This is a genomic window from Pseudoalteromonas sp. MER144-MNA-CIBAN-0113 (assembly GCF_040308965.1).
Classification (GTDB): Bacteria; Pseudomonadota; Gammaproteobacteria; order Enterobacterales; family Alteromonadaceae; genus Pseudoalteromonas; species Pseudoalteromonas tetraodonis.
The window spans coordinates 1-254 of the sequence record NZ_JBEOOG010000463.1 but is presented as its reverse complement, the minus strand read 5'-3'; the positions used below and the strand labels follow the sequence as shown (position 1 = coordinate 254).

Here is a 254-nt window from a genome sequence, read left to right as displayed (position 1 = left end):
CCACAAAGCTTTTTTAAACTAGTTCGCTCAAGTACGCCTCCTGGTGAGGAAATAAAGTTAATTAATACGCGTCGTCCATACGATGACCCTAAAGTTAGCCGTGTTTATTATCGTTTTATGCAAGAGCGTACAACCATACTTTCTAAAACGCATTTACCACTTGAGCTTAATGAAGCTAAATTACTGCGTTTGTACGAGCAGTTTATTGCGCCAGATTATACAGTTACGCAAATGCCGAGTTATGAGCCTAAGTC

The 254-nt window shown here is 39.8% G+C and carries 1 protein-coding gene; it reads left to right on the top strand.

The features are described from left to right. On the top strand, nucleotides 1–254 hold a 254-nt coding region (locus AAEY57_RS20510), incomplete at both ends, for a fatty acid cis/trans isomerase (protein WP_350608724.1).